14 protein-coding genes are annotated in these 18,090 nt (G+C 45.7%); 9 read left to right on the top strand and 5 right to left on the bottom strand.

The genetic code is table 11. The features are described from left to right. Positions 1–164: 164 nt before the first annotated feature. The 6 genes from F9Y84_RS04085 to F9Y84_RS04060 all read left to right on the top strand — a co-directional run bounded on the left by F9Y84_RS04085 (position 165) and on the right by F9Y84_RS04060 (position 7,967). Complete coding sequence (locus F9Y84_RS04085) at positions 165–2,960, top strand: TonB-dependent receptor (protein ID WP_147389037.1); 2,796 nt, start codon at positions 165–167, stop codon at positions 2,958–2,960. Between the two features lie 85 nt (positions 2,961–3,045). Continuing rightward, entirely contained in the window at positions 3,046–4,392 is a 1,347-nt protein-coding gene (locus tag F9Y84_RS04080) for a DUF5690 family protein (protein WP_225740750.1), read from the top strand. A 17-nt stretch (positions 4,393–4,409) separates the two neighbouring features. Next, positions 4,410–5,219, top strand: coding sequence for a phosphonoacetaldehyde hydrolase (gene phnX, locus F9Y84_RS04075; RefSeq protein ID WP_128731111.1), 810 nt, complete (start codon positions 4,410–4,412; stop codon positions 5,217–5,219). Further along, positions 5,219–6,637, top strand: a complete 1,419-nt coding sequence (locus tag F9Y84_RS04070) for an FAD-dependent oxidoreductase (protein ID WP_147389036.1) — start codon at positions 5,219–5,221, stop codon at positions 6,635–6,637. The genes phnX and F9Y84_RS04070 overlap by 1 nt, the downstream gene beginning before the upstream one ends. Next, entirely contained in the window at positions 6,634–7,182 is a 549-nt protein-coding gene (locus F9Y84_RS04065; protein WP_147389047.1) for an HD domain-containing protein, read from the top strand. Before F9Y84_RS04070 ends, F9Y84_RS04065 begins: the two co-directional genes overlap by 4 nt. Before the next feature lie 92 nt (positions 7,183–7,274). After that, on the top strand, positions 7,275–7,967 hold the full coding sequence (locus F9Y84_RS04060) for a UTRA domain-containing protein (RefSeq protein ID WP_147389035.1): 693 nt from the start codon (positions 7,275–7,277) through the stop codon (positions 7,965–7,967). A gap of 441 nt (positions 7,968–8,408) precedes the next feature. On the opposite strand, the gene phnW is transcribed toward F9Y84_RS04060, so the two are convergent. The 3 genes from phnW to F9Y84_RS04045 all read right to left on the bottom strand — a co-directional run bounded on the left by phnW (position 8,409) and on the right by F9Y84_RS04045 (position 11,796). Beyond that, positions 8,409–9,515: a 2-aminoethylphosphonate--pyruvate transaminase gene (phnW, locus tag F9Y84_RS04055; protein ID WP_147389034.1), complete on the bottom strand. Its 1,107-nt coding sequence runs from the start codon at positions 9,513–9,515 to the stop codon at positions 8,409–8,411. A gap of 359 nt (positions 9,516–9,874) precedes the next feature. Next, on the bottom strand, positions 9,875–10,888 hold the full coding sequence (gene galE, locus F9Y84_RS04050; protein ID WP_147389033.1) for a UDP-glucose 4-epimerase GalE: 1,014 nt from the start codon (positions 10,886–10,888) through the stop codon (positions 9,875–9,877). A 23-nt stretch (positions 10,889–10,911) separates the two neighbouring features. Continuing rightward, on the bottom strand, positions 10,912–11,796 hold the full coding sequence (locus F9Y84_RS04045) for a TolB-like translocation protein (RefSeq protein WP_147389032.1): 885 nt from the start codon (positions 11,794–11,796) through the stop codon (positions 10,912–10,914). A gap of 135 nt (positions 11,797–11,931) precedes the next feature. Here F9Y84_RS04045 and F9Y84_RS04040 point away from each other — a divergent pair, with 135 nt between their 5' ends. From F9Y84_RS04040 to yjjG, 3 genes are all read left to right on the top strand, one after another. Continuing rightward, positions 11,932–12,831 carry a phosphoribulokinase gene (locus F9Y84_RS04040; protein ID WP_147389031.1) on the top strand — a complete coding sequence of 300 codons (900 nt, stop codon included), beginning with the start codon at positions 11,932–11,934 and terminating at the stop codon, positions 12,829–12,831. Positions 12,832–12,928: 97 nt separating this feature from the next. After that, positions 12,929–13,462 (top strand): inosine/xanthosine triphosphatase, encoded by a 534-nt coding sequence (gene yjjX, locus F9Y84_RS04035; protein WP_128731118.1) that lies wholly within the window; start codon positions 12,929–12,931, stop codon positions 13,460–13,462. Then, complete coding sequence (yjjG, locus tag F9Y84_RS04030; protein ID WP_147389030.1) at positions 13,462–14,139, top strand: pyrimidine 5'-nucleotidase; 678 nt, start codon at positions 13,462–13,464, stop codon at positions 14,137–14,139. The genes yjjX and yjjG overlap by 1 nt, the downstream gene beginning before the upstream one ends. Positions 14,140–14,593: 454 nt before the next feature. Here yjjG and rlmB read toward each other — a convergent pair whose 3' ends face one another. Further along, positions 14,594–15,334 (bottom strand): 23S rRNA (guanosine(2251)-2'-O)-methyltransferase RlmB, encoded by a 741-nt coding sequence (rlmB, locus tag F9Y84_RS04025; RefSeq protein WP_147389029.1) that lies wholly within the window; start codon positions 15,332–15,334, stop codon positions 14,594–14,596. A 21-nt stretch (positions 15,335–15,355) separates the two neighbouring features. Continuing rightward, positions 15,356–17,842 carry a ribonuclease R gene (gene rnr / locus F9Y84_RS04020; RefSeq protein ID WP_147389028.1) on the bottom strand — a complete coding sequence of 829 codons (2,487 nt, stop codon included), beginning with the start codon at positions 17,840–17,842 and terminating at the stop codon, positions 15,356–15,358. Between the last annotated feature and the right edge of the window lie 248 nt (positions 17,843–18,090).

The following is an 18,090-nucleotide window of genomic DNA, read 5'->3' as shown; positions in this document are numbered from 1 at the left end:
AACAACCTCCTATTTCCTATAAAACGTACTAAATACTCAAGAGCAGCCGGCGCTAGTTAATTTTTAATCTTTATGTCATCGGACTGTAAAAAACCGTCATTACTCTATCTGCAACAAACTGGACTAGACCAGAAAACTTAACCCAAACTTTTGAGAAAAGAGCAATGAAAAAACTCACCCAAATCGCAGCTGCCGTGTTACTCACCACCAGTCCCAGCTTATATGCTGCGACAGGTAAACTCGTTGGTGTAGTAAAAGACCCACAAAGTAATCTGTCTGGCGCTGTTATCTCGGTCAAAGGCCAAGATGTTTCCACTGTATCTGATTATCGTGGTCGCTTTGAACTACCAAAACTGGAAGCAGGTCGCTACACCCTAGTGGTGAAATATATGGGTTATCAGGAAACTGAGCTTCAGGTTGAGGTGATTGATGGCAAAGTCACTACCTTGTCTCCAATCTTATTAAACCAACAACAAACGATGGAAGAAGTGGTCACGGTTGGGCAAATCTTCCGTGGCGCAATGGCCGCAGCAAATAACCAAAAAAATGCTAGTAATATCAAAAGTATCATTTCTGCCGATGGGATTGGTAAATTACCAGATAGAAATGCCGCTGAAGCCGTGCAACGTATTCCAGGTGTGTCGATAGAGCGTGACCAAGGTGAAGGCCGCTTTGTTGCAGTGCGCGGTTTACCGTCACAATGGAGTTCGGCCAGCATCAACGGTAACCGCCTTCCAACCGCTGAAGAGGAAACCACCAGCCGCGCTACTGCGTTCGACTTTTTTCCAAGCGAATTGATTGAATTTGTGGAAGTGTCTAAGGCTATCACCCCTGACATGGAAGGCGATGCGATTGGCGGTAATGTTAATTTCGTGACCAAAAAAGGCGCTGATGATTTTATCCTCAAAACCAACTTCGCTGTGGGCCAAAATGAACTGGCCGATGGCACAAACTATTCTGCCAATGTGGTGTACGGCGATCGTCTACTCGACGACAAGCTGGGTTTTATTATTAACGCCACAGCTTGGCAGCGCGATTGGGCAACCGATAACTATGAGCCGCGCCGAGGTAACGATGGCTTAGGTATTTACCGCTTAGAGCTGCGTGATTATACCGGAACCCGTGAAACTTATGGCTTAAATGGCTCGCTGGAATATCAACTTGAAAACGGCACGCTCAGCGCCAGCGCGCTATATGGCACACTAATTGACGATGAAACCCACTATAAGCACAGGCTGCGTTTTGATAAAGACCGTGCTGAACTGCAGCATATTCGCAACGAACTCATCACCGAAATGCAAGGCTTTGAAATTGCGGGTGAACATGACTTTGGCTTTGATAAAACGCTCTCTTGGCAACTAGCCACGTACGAAAATGAGTTCCGCTATGGCGACAAACCCAACAGTGAAGACAACAGCTATTTTGTCGCCCGTTTTGATCAAAAAAATGTGGGATATGTTGGACTTGAAGACCGCGATACCGGTAAAAATTATGCCTACAACCAAGTAGACGGCGGCAGCGATCCATGGAATGCCATTAGTAATCACTTCCCCTCGGGCTTTACACTCGATCCAAGCAAAACGGGCTTGTCTTGGGTTGAGCTATACAAGGTCTACGTCAACGAAAAAGACAGACTCGTCGCTAATGCCGACTTTGACTGGCAATACAATAACCAGCTAGCCGTTAAACTTGGGGCAAAATACCGTGACAAAGTCCGTAAGGCTGACTTTGCCGATGAGTTTTACGCGTGGGACAGCGAACAATTTGGCGCAGCGCCAACGCTTGCAGACTTTGCCTTAAGCGATCAACCCGGTCGCAGCGATTACTTAAGCGAAGCCAAGTTTGATTATCGCACGCAGCTATCACAAGTGGCTTCCACCGATGCTCTTGCTCAGTTTTGGACGCAAAATCGCAATAAGTTCAAGCTAGATGTAGGTGAATCAGCACTCATCAGCAACGGTGGAGCGCTGGGCAGAAACTTTGATGTTGAAGAAACCCACGCCTCGCTCTATGGTATGGCAACTTACCAAGCCAGCGACAACTGGGAAGTATTAGGCGGCTTACGCGTTACCCGCACTGATACCGAAGTGTCTGGGTACACCTACTTAGCCGACGAAGACAAAGTTGTTGATACCACCAACAGCAATGATTATTGGTCAATTTTACCTGCACTACATGTTACCTATCGCGCCAATGACGATACCAATTATCGCATAGCACTAACTCGCACCTTTGCCCGTCCTGACTTTGGCTCATTAACACCAGGCGCAACTTACCTTGAGCAGGACAACCAGCTTAACTCAGGAAATCCAGCGCTCGACCCTACCTACTCAAATAACCTCGACTTGATGGTGGAACATTATTTTGACCGCGTTGGCTTAGTCTCTGCGGGGGTATTCTACAAAGATATCCAAGACCCAATCTTCCAAGCTACCAGCGTTGGCAATTACAACAACAAGCAAGGCGTGACCATCATCCGTCCTGAAAACGGCGATAGCGCTTGGCTTGCGGGCATTGAGCTGGCATTTAACCGCGACCTTGGTTTTATTTCTGACAGTTTGAGCAACTTTGGGGTAATGACCAATGCGACCTTTATGGATTCTGAAATGCAGATCCCAGAGCGCACAGAAAAAGTGGCCATTCCACGTCAGGCCAATGAGCTTTACAACTTTACGCTGTATTACGACGACACCCGCTTTGCAGCTCGAATAGCGCTGAATCATAAAGGTGCTTATATCGAAGAGCACGGCGGCGATAGCCAATCGGATAGCTACTATGGCGCCAATACCAGCGTCGACTTTACAACGTCATACCAACTTAACGAACAAACGTTAGTTTACCTAGAGCTAAGTAACCTCACCAATGAAGCATTGCAGTACTACCAAGGTGAGCAAGGTCGTCCATTACAGGTGGAATACTATGGTATCCGCGGCATGGTCGGCATTAACTACCAATTTTAGTACCAATTCACTTGATTAAGCCGATTGGTATACACCGGTTGACGGGCAATCCACAAAGGATTGCCCTCGAATTACCGAGGATCCTATGATGTTGCAGATCACGCTATTTAACACTCGCCCACACTGGCTAAAAGACGCCCAAGGTATCGGCTTTGTGCTATTTGCCGCGACCAGTGCGTTTATGACTTACTTTTGTATGTACGCCTTTCGTAAGCCATTTTCGGTCAATACCTATGAAGCCTTTGATGACCCGAGCTGGGTTGTTAGCTTTAAAATTGCCCTGATCCTTTCGCAAGTGTTTGGCTACCTATGCGCGAAATTTATCGGCGTTAAAGTGATTGCTGAAATGCAGCATCATTATCGCGGTCGTGCAATTTTGGCCATGATTTTAGCCGCCGAGCTCGCGCTGGTGCTATTTGCCATCACTCCCACGGGCTGGAATCTGGTTTGGCTGTTTGCCAATGGCCTCTCCCTTGGCATGATCTGGGGTTTGGTTTTTAGCTTTTTAGAAGGTCGTAAAACCACCGAAATCTTAGGTGCGGTACTCAGCGTTACTTTTATTCTTGCCTCTGGATTGGTCAGAACTGTAGGCAAATGGCTGGTGAGCGAACTCAATATGCCTGAACTGTGGATGCCAGCGGCAACCGGAGCGATTTTTCTACCACTGCTTGCACTCAGCGTTGCTTGTCTAAATAGTATTCCTGAGCCTACACAAGAAGATGAACAATTACGACAAAAGCGCGCGCCAATGGATGGCAAAGCACGGCTGGCGTTTTTTAAACAGTATTGGTTTGGAATAACCGTGCTGGTGCTTAGCTTTTTACTCTTTACCGGCTTTCGTGACTTTAGAGATAACTTCTCAGCCGAGATCTGGCAGGCCTTAGGTTATGGGCAAGAACCCGCGATTTTTGCTTATGCCGGGATCCGCATCGCCTTTATCGTGCTCATTGCGCTTGCCGCATTGGTGTTAATTAAAAATAACCGCATCGCATTTTTTGCCAATCATGGCTTTGTCTTACTCGGGGCTTTACTACTGGCTGGCAGTACGTATTTATACCAAACCCAAAGTCTCGATCCTAAAACTTGGATGGTACTGCTGGGGGCTGGTCTTTATATCAGTTATATCCCCTATAACTGCTTTTTGTTTGACCGCATGATCTCAGCAGTTGGCTCGACTGCGAACGCCGGGTTTTTAATTTATCTGGCGGATTCGGCGGGCTACATCGGCTCAGTGGGCATTTTGCTCTATAAAACTTTTGCCACACCGGAGCTCAGCTGGCTGCACTTTTTTACCATGGCCTGCTATTGGGTGGCGTTTATCGCAAGCGCCCTCGTAGTGAGTTCAATTATTTATTTTGCCGTGAAATTAAAGCGACCACGTATGGCGTCAACGCAACTACGCGCCACGGCACTTTCATCACATATTTCCTAGCTAGGAGTCTTTGCAACATGAAACACATTGAAGCGTTAATTTTGGATTGGGCAGGTACTGTGGTCGACTATGGTTCGATTGCCCCTACCAGTATTTTTGTTGAAGCATTTAAGCAAGCGTATCAATTTGATATTTCCTTGGCTGAAGCGCGCGGTCCGATGGGAATGGGTAAATGGGATCACATTAATACCTTGCTACAAATGGAGAGTGTCCGCACCCGCTGGATAACGCAATTTGGTCAGGCACCGAGTACGGCAGATGTTGACCATATTTATCAAACCTTTATGCCGCTCCAACAAGCAAAAGTCGCCGACCGAGCTGCCCCCATTCCGGGCGTGCTTGCGGTGATCAAACGATTACAACAACAAGGCGTTAAGATTGGCAGTTGTTCTGGGTATCCCAAGCCTGTGATGGACGTACTAGTGCCTGCCGCTGCCGACTATGGTTATCAGCCAGATTGTGTGGTTGCCAGTGATGAATGTGCAGCAGGCTCTCGCCCAGGTCCCTGGATGGCGTTAGAAAACGTACAACGACTTGGCATTAATCGCGTATCAGGATGCGTAAAAGTCGATGATTCCGCGCCGGGAATAAGCGAGGGATTAAATGCTGGTATGTGGACCGTAGGACTTGCGTTAACGGGTAATGCGGTGGGGCTTAGCGAAGAAGAATGGACGGCGCTTGGTCACGAAGAGCAAAGTGCACATTCCCTTAATGCTTATCAGCAGCTTGGCGAAGCCGGTGCGCACTATGTGATTGACTCACTTGCTGACATCGAAATGGTCTTGGTGGATATTTCTGCTCGTATCGCCCGTGGAGAGCGCCCGTAATGCGTTTTCAGCCTTTTTGGTTTGATGAAGCAATCACTCAAGCCGATATTGAAGCCGCAGCCAGCGCGCCGCATCATGGCGCGTTGGATACCCAAGTTTGTATCATAGGTGGCGGCTTTACTGGCCTTTGGACAGCCATAACGCTGAAAAAGCAAAAACCTGAGCTGAATATCGCCATTATTGAAAAAGACCTCTGCGGGCAAGGCGCCTCGGGTCGTAATGGTGGAGCTATGTTGACATGGTCGAGTAAGTTTGCCAGCTTAATTAAAGAGTTTGGCTTAGAACAAGCCTGCTTTTTAGTGCGCCAGTCTGAGCAGGCCGTTCATGACATTAAAGCCTTTACCAGTAAACACGGGATTGAATGTGATTGCCGCATTGATGGTACTTACTATACGGCTTCAAATCACAGCCAGCGCAATGCTTTTGGCCCCATTACCACCCTACTCGACCAACACCAGCTTAATGTGTGGCAAACACTAACTAAAGCGCAGTTGCAAGCAACCGGATCTAATGCCAACCTTGCTGGAATTTACTCCCCCCACGGGGGTAGTGTTCAACCCGCCAAGCTTGTGCGTGGACTGATGAAGGTGGCAAAAGCCCTTGGGGTCAAGGTATTTGAACACACCCGCTACCTAAAGCACCAAGGCCAAGACACGCTAACCATCACCACAGACAAAGGCGAGATCAGAGCCAATCAGCTAGTATTTGCCGTTAACGCTTGGCTGCCAAGCTTATTGCCGCAGTTTTCTCGAAGCGTAGTGTTAGTTTCGAGCGATATGGCGATCACCACACCAGCACCTGAAAAGCTTGCAGCAATGAGGCTGAACCACGGTGCTCCGGTGATTGATGCACGTATTTTCGTGAATTACTACCGCACCACCTCAAGCGGTCGATTAATGCTTGGCAAAGGCGGGAATTATTTTAGTTTCAATAATCAAGTGAGAGACACCTTTCACCGTGCTAGCCGCTATCAAGCGATTCTTGAACGCTCATTTAGCCATTTCTTTGCACATCACCAGCTCGAGATAGACAGAACTTGGACTGGACCTTCAGACCGAAGTGTCTCTGGCATACCTTTCTTTGGTCATTTAAATGGTCAAGCTAATGTGTTTTATGGCAGTGGTTACTCAGGCAACGGCGTGGTGCAATCCTATTTAGGTGGGCAAATCTTAGCGAGTCTTCTGCTTAATCAACATAACGACTGGCGTCACTGCGCCTTGGTCAACCAAACGCTTAAACAGTTTCCCGTCGAGCCATTTCGCACCGCGGGCGCCTTAATGGTGAGAAATGCTATTCGCCGTAAAGAAAGCGCTGAGGATAACAACATGCCACCGCATAAACTCGATGTTTGGCTAAGCAAGCTCAGTGGCAGCGCAGCAAAATTAGACCCGAACGTGAAGCAGGAGTATATAAAGTGAATGCCATTGCACAAATAAAACAGCTATTCGAGCAATATGGTCACGCCACCTATGACGAGGCATGCAGCCAAATTTACCATGCCGAGCAATGCGCCACCCTCGCGAAAGAAAGTGGTTATGATCAAGCGACCCAAATCGCTGCATTTTTACATGATATTGGCCATTTTGTTGCCCAGTCTCAGAATAACGCCGACTTTACCTCGCAGGGATATAGCAATCATGGCAATTTAGGGGCAGATCACTTAACCCAGCTTGGCTTTGACCGCGCGGTGACAATACTAGTACGCAAACACGTAGATGCGAAACGCTATCTGGTCAGTATGGATGAGAAGTATTACCAAACGCTCTCTCCAGCCAGTCGATTAACGCTAACAAGACAAGGCGGAAAAATGAGCCCCGAAGAACTTTCGGCATTCTCCAAGCTGCCTGAATTGGACGCCATTATCGCGCTGCGTCGTTTTGATGATTTAGGAAAAGATCCAAATTTAACCGTTTTGCCTAGCAGTTATTGGTTTAGCCAAATAGAAACCTATTTGGCGAGTTAAACCAATCTGAGTTTACAAGTCTCAAATTATAAATATTTATCCTGTCATAAAACGATAGTAAGCTTGTCACAAAAGGTTTTATCGACTCAATTATGCTGCTTTATCAACGTATTCGAAACCATATCCAAGCGCTGCTCGCCGCTGGCAGCATGACGCCCGGTGCCAAACTACCTTCAGAGCGCGCGCTGCAAGAAACATTTAGCTCAACACGGATCACCGTCCGTGAAGCCCTAGCACGACTAGAAGCCGAAGGACTTATCTTTAGCCAAAAGCGTCGCGGCTGGTTTGTCACGCCGGAAAAGCTCAAATGGCACCCCGCTAAAAAAGTAAACTTTAACCACCTTGCCATTGAACAAGGCTTTGCACCAACAACTCAAGTAGTGGCAATTAATGCCCCTTCCACAGAGCCTGAGTTTAGCCGCTCTCATTTTGACGGCCAGCCGGTGTATGAATTAACCCGAGTACGCGCGCTAGATAGTCGCGCAATAATGATGGAACAGATCTATTGTGCAGCCGAACGTTTTGCCGACTTGCACAACCAACCGCTGGATGGCTCTATCACGGAAGTGATGTCGACTCACTACCAAGTTGACGTCAGCTTTGAGCAGTGTGTAATAAGCGTCACCGTACTACCCGATGATGTTGCCGACAAATTAGAAAAGAACAGCGGCGCACCTTGCTTAAAGGTATTGCGCGCCCGCTATGACGCCGAACAAGTCTTGGTGGATTACAATATTGAATATTGGCTCCATGACGCCATAGAAATGATTGTTGAAGGCGTGTAATCCCCGTCCCCGTAGGTCGTGCTTTAGCACGACAACCTTTCCAGAGCTACTGCCGCGTCAAAAACATCTTCATTAATTCTATATTCTACGTCTAAATGCGAGTTAGTGGTGGAATACGTACCATTGCTTACGCAGTGTTTATTACATACACCTGAGACTTTCCAGCTTCTGTTAGCACTGCGATAACTTGTGATTTGGTAAAACGTGATTTTTCTTAGTTAGCCTCATGCTTTAATGAGTGCAGAATCATTTTATGGGAAGGTGACAGCTCAGATTAGGCCATCGTTAACACAATTGAAGATTCGCTATTCATTTATTTTGCTAAAGGGGTGTAACTCCCTTAACCCATCGCCGCGTAAAGCGTCTCCTACCCTAACGGTTTACCAATACTTTGCTTCAGCAATACCCATCGCCGCGTAAAGCGGCTCCTACTCTGATGGTTTACCAGTATTTTGCTTGTGCGATAGCTTCTAGTAGTCCGCTAATGTCTGCGGCATATACTTCGCCAATATTACCAATTCGAAAGCAGTCCGCATTTGATACTTTACCGGGGTAAATCACATATCCTTTTTGCTTCAATGCTTCATAAAAGCGCTTAAATTCATAACTTTCTTCACTTGGTGAATAAAAAGAAGTGATAATAGGTGAGTGCATGGCTTCTGGTAACAAGGCTTCAAAACCAAGAGCTTTCATGCCGCTAACGAGTTGTTTTTGATTTTCGCTGTAACGCTTAAATCGCGCAGAAATGCCTCCCTCTTGCGCCAATTCTTCTAGGGCTTTGGCAAACGCTCTGACAACATGCGTTGGCGAGGTAAAACGCCATTTACCATGGTGGTTTTCCATGGTTTTCCACTGAGCGTGAAGATCCAACGAGAGTGAACGTGCTTGTCCTTCACAGGCAACCAAAAGCGCTGTTTTTGCGATCACAAAGCCAAAACCTGGGACACCTTGAATACACTTATTTGCTGAGCTAATGAGAATATCAATTTGCCACTCGTGCATATCCATCTCAACACCACCAAAACTACTCATGGCATCCAAGATCATGATTTTGTTGTGATGTTTCGCAAGCTCAGCTACGCGCTTAGCCGGATTCAACATCCCCGTCGTGGTTTCGCAGTGTACCATTGCCACATGGGTGATCTCAGGGTATTGCTCAAGCGCTTGTGAGATCTGCTCAAGTTGTGGCAACTCGGTTTCAACAAAGTCGAGCGCTACCACATTAATATTTAGATAGTTAGCTATCTCAATAATGCGCGCGCCATAGGCACCATTATTAATAACCAATAAAGTGCCAGACTTAGGAATAAAAGTTCCAATAGCCGCTTCAACACTTGCTGTTCCACTACCCTGCATTAAGGTAGTGCTGTAGTCATTACGATACTGTGGATCCGCAACCGCAATCTCACAAAGCTGCCTGCGAATAACCTGAACCACACCTTGATTGTAGTCATCATCCCAAGTGCACCAGTCTTGCAACATGGCTTCTTTCACACTGCGAGAGGTACTAAGTGGCCCTGGCGTCAGGAGTAAATAATCGTTGTTCATAACTTGCCTCTAAACTGGTCTATACCAGAATATTTAAGCGAGTTTAGGTGACATCGGTATGACAGTTTTATGAAACTAAGATTGATGTAGCGATGACGTTCGAAGCTTCGCCTTTGCTCTATAAGGCAAAGGCGAAGAGAAGCGACAGAGGTTTAGGTTATTTAACCTGAACTTGGGGTAAGTAGTCAGTAAATTAACTAAAATAACTAAACGCAAAAGCTGTGATCTCACTCTAGCCAGAAGTTATTTCTTAATACAAGGCAAATTTGTGCGTCAATAGCAGGTCTATTGCAAGCAAATTTAACGCAGTAGTAAGGGATAACAGCTGCCAGAAAACAAGTTGTTATCCCAAGCTTAGGTTATTTATACCCGTTTGGATTATTGCTTTGCCAACGCCAGGTATCTTCCATCATTGCATCAAGCCCACGCTTGGCTTGCCAGCCTAGTTCTGAATTGGCTTTTTCAGGCGCGGCGTAACAAGCGGCAATGTCACCGTCGCGACGCGGTTTAATTTCGTATGGAATGGCTTTGCCCGCTGCTTTTTCAAACGCGGTAACCATCTCTAGTACCGAGTAGCCATTACCCGTTCCCAAATTATAGATATGCGCACCTGCTGCTACTGCAATTTTTTCAAGCGCTTTTAAGTGACCAATAGCGAGATCAACCACGTGGATGTAATCTCTCACACCTGTACCATCTATGGTGTCGTAATCATTACCGAACACACCTAAACTCGCCAGCTTACCAACTGCAACTTGTGAGATGTAAGGGAGTAAGTTGTTGGGAATACCATTTGGATCTTCACCAATTAACCCTGATTCATGCGCACCTACTGGGTTAAAGTAGCGCAAAATAGCAAAGGCCCAACGAGGGTCTGACTTTGCGACATCCTGTAGCACCATTTCAACCATTAGCTTTGATGTACCGTAAGGGTTGGTGGTACCGCCAACAGGGAAGTCTTCACGAATAGGAAGGCTCGCAGGGTCGCCATACACCGTGGCAGATGAGCTAAAAACAAGCTTAAAGACATTTGCATCACGCATGGCATCAAGCAGTGTTAGCGTCCCTTGCACGTTATTTTGATAATACTCAATAGGCTTTTGTACCGACTCGCCTACCGCCTTTAAGCCTGCAAAGTGGATCACTTCCTCAATCTCATATTGCGCAAACACGCTATCGAGAAATGCCTTGTCAAGAATATCACCTTGATGGAATGCTGCTTCCTTTCCTACTATCTCTGAAACTCTATCTAATGAAGTCTGCTGAGAATTACTAAGATTATCAACAACTACTACCTTTTTTCCTTGCTGAAGCAGCTCCAATACAGTGTGAGAGCCAATATAACCTGCTCCACCTGTTACGAGAATCGTCATATCTATTCCTATATTTGTTGTGATCAGTCTTCACTGTGGCAGACAAATGCCAGTTTGTTGTTAAAAAAACTTAAACGAGAAATTGAGGTCTTACAGTAACTTCTTAGATTTCTGAATAAATGTACTTTTTTAGGGGAATTTAAATCACGATAAAAGATTTTATTACCCAGTGCATAGGCCACTTTATTATCGTCTAACCAAGTATAGTCCTGAACCTGACTTGGTAGTGCAAAATATCGCTGAATATGGTCGCTTTGTTTGTGGTAGGTTGCGAACCACGTTAAGCCATTAACTTGATAGGTAAAAGCAAACACATCTCGAGCACGGTTGTAAGATAAGCTCCGACCAATATCTTCAGCTAGAATTTGTGGCAGATGGCCGTTTATATCAGTGTATTGTAGGGTATGTGGAGCGCTTTCAGTGGCACCTAAAATAAACATGATTAGGTCTTGGTTATCACCCCAAGCGTGATACCCCACAGGCTCAATATGCTCAAAAACTCGACTTGGCTTCTGGGCATCATCAAACGGATAGAACCACAACCTTTGTTTGCCTGATGCTTCGACCACGATCGCCGTTAACCCTGCGCCACTTGGGTGAAGTGTGGGTGAATATTCAGAGACCGGGGATTGTGTCAGGTTTGTTGTGTGTTTACTTTGAAAGTCATAGAAAAACAGATCTGTTTGGCTCTTACCATCAGTACTTACCTCTGCCGTATAGTAGACTCCAGAGTCGGTTACCAGTGGCTGATTAAAATACGCTGAATTGTCAGTAATTGGCTTTGCGCTAAAGTGCTCAGCTAATTCAGCTAGCCAAATTTGGCTTTTGGGCATAGAAGAATAAGCCGGTAAACAAGATGCCAAGGCAAATAAGCCAACCGCGAGCTTCACACGCATAGAAGTGAGCATGGATGTTCCTTTGATTTTTCGTTGTCGTTATATCGCTGCTCTATGATACCCAACACTCACCTTCAAGCAAAGCTTGCCAAAAACTTTGCTTCGCGTAACATCGAATTAACTGGTGATGAAAGCTAAGGCAAAATAATGTCAGACAAACACCCTATTATCGCTATTACTGGTAGCTCAGGCGCAGGGACTACAACGACGACAAGCGCGATAAAGCACATATTCCGCAGTCTAAATACCAAGGCCGCATACGTGGAAGGCGATAGCTTTCATCGCTACACTCGCCCTGAAATGGATAAATTGCGTCGCGAAGCGCTACAAGAAGGTAAACACATTAGCTATTTTGGTGAGGAAGCGAACGATTTTGGAGCACTAGAAAAGCTATTTAAAAGCTATGGTGAAACGGGGAATGGAAAAGTACGCCGTTATCTTCACACATTTGACGATGCAGTGCCATTTAACCAACTACCGGGCACCTTCACGCCTTACCAAGAGTTAGAGCACAATACCGATATGCTGTTTTATGAAGGATTACATGGTGGCGTTGTAACACCGGAATATGATGTCGCTAGTAATGTAGATTTATTAATTGGTATGGTGCCTATCATCAACCTTGAATGGATCCAAAAGCTTATTCGTGACACCAATGAGCGCGGCCACTCCAAAGAAGCGGTTATGACTTCAATCGTGCGCTCAATGGATGATTACATTAACCATATCACCCCACAGTTTTCTCGCACCCATATTAATTTCCAACGCGTACCCACTGTAGATACTTCAAACCCTTTTAGTGCTAAAGACATCCCGTCGTTGGACGAAAGCTTTGTGGTTATTCGCTTTCGTGGTATCGAAGATGTCAATTTTCCCTACTATTTACAAATGATTGAAGGCAGCTTCATGTCGCGTGTCAATACCCTCGTAGTACCGGGAGGGAAAATGGGGTTAGCGATGGAATTGGTGTTAACTCCGCTGATTAAAGAGTTGCTAGTAAAAAAACGTGCCCTCGAAAATATGGCACCTGTCGATTTACCGATTTAACCTGGCTTATCTTTTGATAAGAAATAATAGCTTCCTTGCATCACGCCATATCACACTTTACACTGACGTCTTTTAGGGCATTACGAGTAGTTGTAATATGGACGTGCTTACCGTTTTAGTAGGGTCTAAAAACCCAGTCAAAATCAACGCTGCAAAAGCTATCTTTACACTGTACTTTCCCAACGCCAAAATCGATTGTCAGGGCATATCAGCCCCCAGCCTTGTTGCTGACCAACCTTTAGGTGAGCAGGCCACACGAGAAGGCGCGGAAAACCGAGTTACTTACCTTAAACAGCATCACCAAGCTGATTTTTATTGTGCAATGGAAGGAGGCGCGGCCAAATTTGAGTATGGCGCAGCGACCTTCGCTTTTGTTGTCATCGCGAATAACACTCGTACTAGTATTGGTCGCAGCTGCAATTTGCCGCTACCGGCATCGGTCTACGCACGCCTTGAACAAGGTGAAGAACTCGGGCATGTGATGGACGACCTATTCAACACTACTAATATAAAACAACAAGGTGGTGCGATTGGACTGCTGACCAATCACCTCGCCACCAGAGAAAGTAGCTATACTCAAGCGTTATTGCTTGCCATGGCACCGTTTAACCACCCTGAGATGTATCCATAATGTCGCACTACAGCCATATTCTATTTGACGCTGATGAAACCTTGTTTAGTTTTAATGCCAAACTCGGGTTGCAAAAACTATTTGCACATTATGATGTTGTGTTTAGTGATGCAGACTATGAGGAATATAACAGCCTCAACGCACCACTTTGGGTAAAATATCAAAATGGTGAAATTGACGCTAAAACATTACAAGTTACTCGTTTTAAACGCTGGGCAACAAAGCTCAATGTGACACCTGAAACCCTCAATGCTGGTTTTTTAGCGGCGATGGCAGAGATTTGTCAGCCACTGTCAGGTGCTCGCGCCTTGCTTGACAGTCTTAAGGGTCAGTGCACTTTGGCTGTCATTACCAACGGCTTTGCCGCACTTCAGCAAAAACGCTTAGAACATACAGGTCTTATAGATCGTTTTTCTGAAGTGGTGATCTCTGAGCTGGTGGGTAAGGCCAAACCAGATCCTAGTATTTTTGAACACACCTTAGCGTTACTAGGTAACCCTGACAAATCTAAGGTCTTAATGGTTGGTGACACGCCTGCGAGTGACATTTTAGGTGCAAACCGCTTTGGAATTGATAGCTGTTGGCTGCAACACGAAGGTAAAGTTTGTCCTGATCATATCAAGCCAACCTATACCGTAAAGTCACTTGCGCAGCTACAAGCCATTTTAAAGGGGTAATACCCAGCGCTTATTTGCGGGAGCAAGTTTATCTTGCGCGCTATTAAAAAGCTCGCCGAGTAAATCGGCTCCTACCAAAGATAATTTGTGTGGGAATACACTTACCTTGCGCGCTATTAAAAAGCTCGCCGAGTAAACCGGCTCCTACCAAAGATAATTTGTGTGGGAATATACTTACCTTGCGCGCTATTAAAAAGCTCGCCGAGTAAATCGGCTCCTACCAAAGATAATTTGTGTGGGAATACACTTACCTTGCGCGCTATTAAAAAGCTCGCCGAGTAAATCGGCTCCTACCAAAGATAATTTGTGTGGGAATACACTTACCTTGCGCGCTATTAAAAAGCTCGCCGAGTAAATCGGCTCCTACCAAAGCGAATTTGTGTAGGAGCAAGTTTACCTTGCGAGCTTTTACCGCTTTAAAGATGCGCTGCTCTAAACAGCGCTTATCAAATAATTAAAGTGCCGAGCGCTGTCTCAATACTTCAAACAAACATACACCAGTGGCAACCGACACATTTAAGCTAGATACGCTACCGACCATAGGGATCTTTACCAGCTCATCACAGTGCTCACGTGTTAGGCGGCGCATACCATCCCCTTCCGCCCCCATAACGATGGCCATAGGCCCTGTTAGGTTGGCATCAAACACAACGGTATCAGTTTCTCCAGCGGTACCAACTACCCACACTCCTGCCTCTTTAATATCACGCAACGTACGAGCAAGGTTCGTCACTTGAATGAGCGGAACCGTTTCGGCTGCACCACATGCCACTTTTCTTGCCGTGCCATTCAGTTTTGCTGACTTATCTTTAGGTACAATCACACCATGTACACCAGCTGCATCCGCACTACGTAAGCAAGCTCCTAAGTTGTGAGGATCTGTCACCCCATCCAACACCAAGAAAAACGGTGTGGTTTCTCGTTGAATGATGTCATCAAGATCTTTTTCATTGAAAGCCCGCGCCGCTTTAACATTGGCAATAATGCCCTGATGTTGCTCACCATTTGCTTTGTTATCAAGCGCTTTACGCTGCATAAATTGCACCGAAATACCAAATTTACGCGCCTCATTGACCACTTGATTTAAGCGCTTATCTTCACGTCCCTTTAGTGCATAAATTTCTAAAAAGCGCTCCGGCGCGTTATTCAAAATGGCTTCGATTGAATGAAAGCCAAAAATTAATTCGTTACTCACGTTAAAGCTCCCGCTTTAGATTTATTGTGCTTTTTTACTGCGATTTCTTTCATTTTTACCAGGACGTTTTGCTTTGCTTTTCGCCCCTTTCGTTTTTTTGCTGCTCGATTTCTTTTTCGATTTCAGCGTACCGGCTTTTTTCGCTTTTTTAAGCTCACCTTTTGGCGTTGTCTTCTTCCGCTTTTTAGACTTTCCAGCCCCTTTATCTTTGCCATTTACCGAGTCAGTCTCATCACGGCGTTTAGTCTCAGGGATCTTGCCTGCTTTAAGTTGTGCACGAACACTACCAGCAGCACCCTTAGCTGACTTTCTTCGTCTTGCGTATCTGTCTTGTTGACCTTCTTCGGCTAATGCTAAATTGATCCGGCGGTCATCTAAGCTCACCGAAGCAACCACGACATTAAGCTTATCGCCCAACCTAAACACAGTACGGCTATGCTCTCCAATCAAGCACTGCTTAGCTGCATCAAAATGGAAGTATTCATGACCCAAATTGCTGACATGGATCATACCGTCAATCTGCAAATCGTCCAGCCTGACAAATAAGCCAAAGTTGGTAACTGACGAGATCACACCAGTAAACTCATCACCAACATGGTCTTGCATAAACTCACATTTAAGCCAATCAGCAACTTCACGGGTCGCGTCATCAGCGCGGCGCTCTGTCATTGAGCACTGCTCACCGAGTTGTTTTACTTCATCTTCGTTATAAATATAAGCGCCACTCACGGGTTGCTCTTGTTGCTGCAAGATGCCTTTGATCGCACGATGCACGACTAAATCTGGGTAACGACGGATCGGTGAAGTAAAGTGGGCATAGGCTTTTAATGCCAAACCAAAGTGACCAATATTTTCTGGCTGATATACTGCTTGCTTCATTGAGCGCAGTAACATGGTTTGGATCAATTCTTTTTCAGGGCGATCTCCCAATGACTCAAGCGCTTGCGTCAACTCCTCTGGCGACGGATCGTTAGGTAATTGGCTTTCAATACCCAAGTCTTGCAAGAATTGTCTAAACTGGCTCAACCTTTCAGGATCTGGCTCATCATGAACACGGTACAAACTATGGGCTTCGTGTTTTTCCAATAGCTTTGCCGCAGACACATTCGCCAAGATCATACATTCTTCAATCAACTTATGGGCGTCGTTTCTAACAACAGGCACAATAGAGTCAATCTTACGATGCGCGTTAAAAACAAAACGTGTTTCTAGGGTTTCAAACTCAATTGCACCACGCTCCTGCCTTGCCGCTTTGAGCGCCATATACATGTTATGAAGCTCTGTGAGATGAGGCACAAGTGGCTGATAATCAGCCCTCAGTTTTTCATCGCCTTGTAAAATCGCATGAACTTTGGTGTACGTTAAACGGGCGTGAGAGTTCATCACTGCTTCGTAAAAACGATAGCCCGATAAGCGACCAGCTTCAGACACTGTCATTTCAGCGACCATACACAAACGGTCAACTTTTGGGTTTAGCGAGCACAAGCCGTTGGACAGCACCTTTGGAAGCATAGGCACAACTTGCTCAGGGAAATACACAGAATTTCCACGCTCTATCGCTTCTTTGTCAAGCGCAGTGCCTTTACCTACATAGTGAGAAACATCAGCAATGGCCACCCATAAACGCCAGCCACCTGACTTTTTACGCTCACAATATACCGCATCGTCAAAGTCCCGGGCATCTTCGCCATCAATGGTTACTAACGGCAACTCGCGCAGATCAACACGACCTTGTTTAGCTGACTCTTCAACAAACTCACCAAGATTTGCTACTTGTGCTTCAACTTCACTTAGCCATTCATGAGGAATATCGTGATTACGTAGTGCCACTTCAATTTCCATACCAGGTGCCATATGGTCACCTAATACTTCAAGCACTTTGCCCATTGCATTCATTTGCTTACTTGGACTTTGAGTGATCTCTACTTGCACCATTTGATTATGGCGAGCACCATTTTCTTGACCTGGTACTATGATAATATCTTGCGTAATACGCGGATCTTCTGGCACCACTACCGCCATGCCAAACTCAACAAAATACCGACCGACTACAGGGGCTCGTTCTTTTTCAAGCACGCGGACAATGCGTGCCTCAACCTTACCACCCGACCCTCGGCTACCAGCTTTAGCTAGCACCCAATCGCCATGTAGCACTCGCTCCATCTGATATTTAGTGATAAACCAATCTTTGGGTTCGCCTTCCACTTCTAAAAAGCCAAAGCCGTCACGATGGCCAACAACACGGCCTTTCACTAAGCCATCATCGCTTGGAATGGTGTAACACTTGAATTTATTGAAGTGTAACTGACCATCTCGCTCCATCGCGCGCAAGCGGCGTTTAAGTGCGACTTGACGCTCTTCGTCTAGCACTTTTAAGTCGAAACACAGTTGAGAGAAAGAAGGAGGTTTGGCCGCGCTTTTAATGTGTTCTAAGATAAATTCGCGACTGGGTACGGGGTTGTCGTATTTTTGCTGTTCTCTATCGAGATAGGGATCCTGTTTTGGCATTACTGTCTTGTTAAATAAGCTATGCTGTTATTTTAACCCAAAATAACAGCACTCGCATTAATTATCAGTGAACACAGTATGCGAATTCAAAATAAGTTCATATATCGGCTTGATGATAATTATCAATTCAAGCCTTTGGCTAAAATTTACCAACGATATTTAAAAACCAACCTTTTGAGTCATAGCTTAAATCGGTTAAGTCATCCGAAAAGTGAGTGAAGTTATATCCCCCATTTTCATGCAAAAAC

Origin of the sequence: Pseudoalteromonas peptidolytica (genome assembly GCF_012641745.1) — a bacterium.
In the GTDB taxonomy this organism is placed as follows: domain Bacteria; phylum Pseudomonadota; class Gammaproteobacteria; order Enterobacterales; family Alteromonadaceae; genus Pseudoalteromonas; species Pseudoalteromonas peptidolytica.
The sequence above is the reverse complement of the archived record's forward strand: the minus strand, read 5'-3'. Positions and strand labels throughout refer to the sequence as shown.

What these genes read in the sequence shown, in the direction of transcription:
- yjjG (WP_147389030.1), top strand. Translation starts at nt 13,462, where the DNA reads ATGTCGCACTACAGCCATATTCTATTTGACGCTGATGAAACCTTGTTT.
- F9Y84_RS04060 (WP_147389035.1), top strand. Translation starts at nt 7,275, where the DNA reads ATGCTGCTTTATCAACGTATTCGAAACCATATCCAAGCGCTGCTCGCC.
- rnr (WP_147389028.1), bottom strand. Translation starts at nt 17,842, where the DNA reads ATGCCAAAACAGGATCCCTATCTCGATAGAGAACAGCAAAAATACGAC.
- galE (WP_147389033.1), bottom strand. Translation starts at nt 10,888, where the DNA reads ATGACGATTCTCGTAACAGGTGGAGCAGGTTATATTGGCTCTCACACT.
- phnW (WP_147389034.1), bottom strand. Translation starts at nt 9,515, where the DNA reads ATGAACAACGATTATTTACTCCTGACGCCAGGGCCACTTAGTACCTCT.
- F9Y84_RS04080 (WP_225740750.1), top strand. Translation starts at nt 3,046, where the DNA reads ATGATGTTGCAGATCACGCTATTTAACACTCGCCCACACTGGCTAAAA.
- F9Y84_RS04040 (WP_147389031.1), top strand. Translation starts at nt 11,932, where the DNA reads ATGTCAGACAAACACCCTATTATCGCTATTACTGGTAGCTCAGGCGCA.
- F9Y84_RS04045 (WP_147389032.1), bottom strand. Translation starts at nt 11,796, where the DNA reads ATGCTCACTTCTATGCGTGTGAAGCTCGCGGTTGGCTTATTTGCCTTG.
- F9Y84_RS04085 (WP_147389037.1), top strand. Translation starts at nt 165, where the DNA reads ATGAAAAAACTCACCCAAATCGCAGCTGCCGTGTTACTCACCACCAGT.
- F9Y84_RS04070 (WP_147389036.1), top strand. Translation starts at nt 5,219, where the DNA reads ATGCGTTTTCAGCCTTTTTGGTTTGATGAAGCAATCACTCAAGCCGAT.
- phnX (WP_128731111.1), top strand. Translation starts at nt 4,410, where the DNA reads ATGAAACACATTGAAGCGTTAATTTTGGATTGGGCAGGTACTGTGGTC.
- yjjX (WP_128731118.1), top strand. Translation starts at nt 12,929, where the DNA reads ATGGACGTGCTTACCGTTTTAGTAGGGTCTAAAAACCCAGTCAAAATC.